This window comes from Mycoplasma sp. 5370, from assembly GCF_054343435.1.
In genome coordinates this window covers 1-5102 of record NZ_JBTGVF010000039.1, presented here as the reverse complement: position 1 = coordinate 5102, position 5102 = coordinate 1, and the positions used below count along the sequence as shown (strand labels likewise).

The 5102-nt window shown below is 25.2% G+C and carries 3 protein-coding genes; 2 read left to right on the top strand and 1 reads right to left on the bottom strand.

Going from position 1 to position 5102, the window contains the following annotated elements:
* Nucleotides 1–735, top strand: a 735-nt coding sequence (locus ACXX88_RS03985) for a hypothetical protein (protein WP_458559655.1), incomplete at its 5' end; no start/stop codon positions are given.
* Entirely contained in the window at nucleotides 735–3953 is a 3219-nt protein-coding gene (locus ACXX88_RS03980; RefSeq protein WP_458559654.1) for a DEAD/DEAH box helicase family protein, read from the top strand. The genes ACXX88_RS03985 and ACXX88_RS03980, both read left to right, overlap by 1 nt.
* 44 nt (nucleotides 3954–3997) lie before the next feature.
* Here the strand turns inward: ACXX88_RS03980 and ACXX88_RS03975 are convergent, their stop codons facing one another.
* Entirely contained in the window at nucleotides 3998–4921 is a 924-nt protein-coding gene (locus tag ACXX88_RS03975; protein WP_458557354.1) for a site-specific integrase, read from the bottom strand.
* Nucleotides 4922–5102 lie beyond the last annotated feature (181 nt).

The window sequence follows — 5102 nt, the reverse complement described above, 5'->3', positions numbered from 1 at the left end:
ACAAAAATAGCCAATTTATTTAGTTCGATTGATTCAGTCCTTTCACTTCACAAGCGTAAGTATAATTTCCTAAAAAACATTAAAAACACATTACTTGACAAGATGTTTCCATCTCAAAATTCAAACATTCCAAGTATAAGATTCAAAGAATTTACTCACGCTTGAGAACAGGAAGTTTTAGGGAATTTACTTGCAAGTTATACAGAAAAAAATTCTAAAAATGTTTTTAAAAAAGAAGATGTTTTATCTGTTTCTGGAGAATTTGGTGTAGTAAATCAAATTAGATTTTTAGGAAGAAGTTTTGCTGGTGAAAGTTTAATAAATTATAAAGTTCTAGACATAGATGATATAGTTTATACTAAATCACCTTTAAATAAGAATCCTTATGGAATTATAAAGACAAATTCCTTTAAAAAAGGAATCGTTTCAGTGTTATATTCTGTTTTTAAAGCTAAAAAAGAAAAACTAATTCCAGTTTATATGGAAAAATATTTTTTGCTTGATTCAAGACTAAATAATTTTTTATTTCCTGTAATTCAAAAAGGGGCTAAGAATACATTAATAGCAAAAGATGAAGAACTCTTAAATAAAAAAATCATTATTTCAAATTTACAAGAACAAGAAAAAATTATTAAGTTGTTTTTATCCTTAGACTCTCTCCTTTCACTTCACAAGCGTAAGTTAACAGCATTAGAAAATATAAAAGCAAAACTATTAGAAAGGATGTTTATTTAATGGAACACAAAGAATTAGAATTTGAAAAATCTTTATTAATTAAGTTAAAAAACTATGGTTGAAAAAATCAAAGTATTGAAAATTCCCAAATAAGCGATACACTTGATGGCATTAGCGAAAAAGAATTAGAACAAAACTGAAGAAATATCCTTTTTGAACTTAATAAAGCAACTCTTAATAATGTGCCTTTAGATGATGAAGAATTTGAAGAAATTAAAGCAAAAATCTTTAATTCAGCAAATAAAGTTGTTGAAATTCATAGTTTACTTCAAGGTGAGTCAATCCCTTTTCAAAGAACAAATCCAAATTTAAGTGCAGAAGATAAAAAAGGTTTGATTTATTTAAAAATTTTTAGTAATACAGAAATAAAAGCAGGAAATACTATTTATCAAACAGCAAGACAAGTTTCTGTTTCTGCTCAAAGAGAAAGAAGAATTGATGTTTTACTATTAATAAATGGTTTACCACTATTTTGTTTAGAGTTAAAAACAGCAAATATTGGTATTGAAGATGCTAAAAAGCAATTAATTCAATACGGGAAAAATGGGGTATTTTCCACAGGATTACTTAAATTTGTACAAGTGCTTGTAGCACTAACTCCAAATAATATGGAATATACTTCAATTGTTGATGATTTTAGCAATTTCAACATAAAAGACTTTAGATATTGAAAAAATAAAGATAATCAAATAGTTAATGATATTGATAAAATAATTAACTTATTTTTCAAAATCCCAGAAGCACATAACTTAATTTCTAACGGAACAATAATTAAAGACAATAAATTATTAATCACTAGAAGTTATCAATTTTATGCTATTAAAGCAATTCTTGATAAGATCAATGAAATTAAATACAAAAACGAAAATAAATGCGGATTTATTTGACATACAACAGGTTCTGGTAAAACTTTAACAAGTTTTCAAACAGCAAGTCTACTTTTAAAAAGAGAAATGGTTTCTACTGTTGTTTTTGTAGTTGATAGAATCGATTTAAATGAACAGAGTTTTACAGAGTTTAGTGAATTTTCAAAAATAAATAAAGATAAAATCAAAATTATAAATACTTATGGAATTAAAGATCTAGAAGAAAAATTAAAAGAAACAGCAAGAAACAGCGGTTTATTTAAAACAATTTTTATTACTTCTATTCAAAAACTATCTCAATTAAGAAAAAATTACTTCAAACCAGAAGAAAAAATTGCTTTAATTTTTGATGAAGCGCATAGAAGTAGTTATGGTCAAATGATGAATAAGATTCAAAGTCAATTTGAAAATGCTATTTTTATTGGATTTACAGGAACTCCAATTCACTGAGTTAATCAAAAAAATGAATTAACTACCGAACAAGTATTTGGACCATTACTTCATAAATACACCATTATTAATGGTTTAGAAGATGGAAATGTTTTAAGATTTAGTAATAATTATATAAATTTTGAAAATATGCTTTTAGAATACTTTTATAAAATTCAATCTAATCATTATGGTGAAGAAATTGAAGTTGATAGTACAAAAATAAAATATAAACTTTCTGCTTGGGCAAATCAAGGAAGATTCAATTCAAGTGATTTAGAAATTTATAATTTATTAAATCAGAAAAATAGTTTAGGTAATCCAGAAGATATTATTAAAATTGAAAGATGATTAAAAAACAACGATTACTACGATAATGATAATTTTAAAAAAGTAGTAGTTAAAGATATTTTAGAACACTGAATTAGTACAAGTAATAACAGAAGATATAGTGCGATTTTAGCTACTAAAAAAATCGATGACGCTATCAAATATTTTAAATTATTCCAAGAAGCTAAAAAATCAGTTCCGGAATTAGCAAACTTTAATGTAACTGCTTTATTTGACAAAAATATCGATGCTGTTTCAGAAGAAGAAGCGAAAAACTTTTCTAAACTAGAAGAAATTAAAAATATTTATGATACTTTTGAACAAGATTTCAAAGATAATCCAAAAGTAACCACTGCTAATCTTGATGAAAACTTCAAAAGTGTAATTTCTAAAATTTTTAAAGAAAGACAAATTATAGAAGGTAATAAATATCCAACAGTAATTCTTGATTTATTGATTGTTGTAAATCAAATGCTAACAGGATATGATTCCAAGTATATTAACACCGTTTTTTTCGATAAAATACAGGAAAATGAACATTTAATTCAATCAATGTCTAGAACAAATAGATTAGAAAACGCAAATGATAAACCATTTGGCTCTATCTATTTTTACAGAGAACCTGGAACCATGAAATCTAATCTTCAAAGAGCGCTTGAGATTTATTCAGGAGTTCATAATGTTGATATTGAAGCAGATTCAAGTAAAATACTAATAAGTAATGCTCAAAAATATTATCAAGAAATTGAAGTTATCTTTAATACCTGAAATTATCCAAACTTTGAAGAAGTGCCAAAATATGATCCTAAATCTGAAAATCACATTCTTAAGGAACAACAAAAAAGATTTGTTGGTAATTTTACTAAACTAGAAAAAACACTTACTTCTTTATCACTTTTAAGAAAAGAACCTTATAAAGAACTTTCAAATGTCTTTAATGAAGAAGATATTAATAAACTTAAATTAAGATTTAAGGAAATCGATTTAAATGCTCTTAGAGACAATAAAGAAAAAGATGAAATAGATGAAACAATAAGTGATTTTGATTTAGATTGAATGTCAGAAAGAACTTTAAACACTCAGATGATTGACATTCATTTTTTTGAAGTTCACTTTACATATAAAGGGAAAGTTGCAGAATTAAAAGCACCTATAAACGAGTGAAGTGAAAAAGAATTTCATCAAAAACTGGCACAAGTTGATGCAGATACAAGAAAACTTCTTCTGCAAATTGATGCAGATATTAGTGATGGTAAAACTATAATTGAAGAAATTTACTCACAATTTGGTGGTTTAAAACAATATTTAAATTTCTTAAAAAATAAAGAACTTAATGATGATAAATCTAAATTTAAAGCAACCTATCTTATTGATCAAGATGAAAACATTAGCAAAGTCTTTGATGAACTTTGAGATTTAGAAGAAAGTCGTTGAAAAGAAAATGGAAGAATCGATACTATAGAAAAGTATCTAAAAACCATAAAAGATGAACAACCTTTAAAAGAATACATTCTTTCTAAAAATAAAGACTGTAAATTGTATATAATCTACAAACAATTTAAAGAAGATCTCAAAAACAAAAAAATAAACTAAAACACCCAAAAAAATGGGTGTTTTTTGCGTGGGTGAACTTATGTTTAAATTAAGCTAGATATTGATCTCATTACTAAGTCAATATCTTTATTTTCTAATTCATTAATTATGTGTAAATATATTCTTTCAGTTGTATTCATACTTGCATGCCCTAATCTTCTTGCTACGGAAGCGATAGATACTCCAGCATACAATAAAATTGATGCATGGGTATGTCTTAAGGCATGAACAGTAATTGGAGGCACATTAGCTTTTTTGCACCTTCTTATTAAAATATCATTTATTGTTGAGTTATAAATTTTTTCTTTAAATATAAAAATTGGTTTATCTGGATCTAAATCTTTAATAATTCCAGCAAATTGTGAAGTAGTCATTCAATCAAGTTGTACTTTTCTAATTGAAGACTTATTTTTGGTTGGTAAAAAGCCACCATGTTCTTTGTAATTTCAAGTTTTAGAAACATTTAATGTTTGTTTAACAAAATCAAAATCTTTAGGCGTAACCGCAATAGCTTCAGAAAATCTTAAACCTGTTTTAGCGATTAATAATATTAATCAATCCATGTTTAATTTAGAGTCTAATTTAAGTGTTTTTAAAAGCAATTGCAATTGAAATTGATTTAAATATTTTTGTCTTTTTTCTCTAGGTGCTTTTCCTTTAATAACTACTTTTCTAGTTGGATCTGTTTCTAAATAACCATCATCCAATGCATCAAGTAAGCAACTTTTAAGATGATGATGGAAATCCATTGTTGTTTGTTTTTCATGAGTTAAAGCATATTCGTTTAATAATTTTTGATATTCATATCTATCTAATTCATTTAACTTTAAATTTGGAACTAACTTTATGATTCAATCTAATGTTAATTCATATTTTTTAAAACTTACCTTTCTAATTGAATCCTTTTTATATACATAGATTCAATTTTGAAAGTATTTATAAAGTAAAATATCTGATTTTTTCTTCATTTTTCTCCTTTTTCACCCACGCTCGAAAGAAAATTCATATTTTACTTTATAAAATTATTTTACTTTTGCTTTTTAGAAAAATAAAAAATTACTTAAAATAAATTTTTTTTCATTTCTAAAACTTATGCTTGTGAAGTGAAAGGACTGAATCAATCGAACTAAATAAATTGGCTATTTTTGT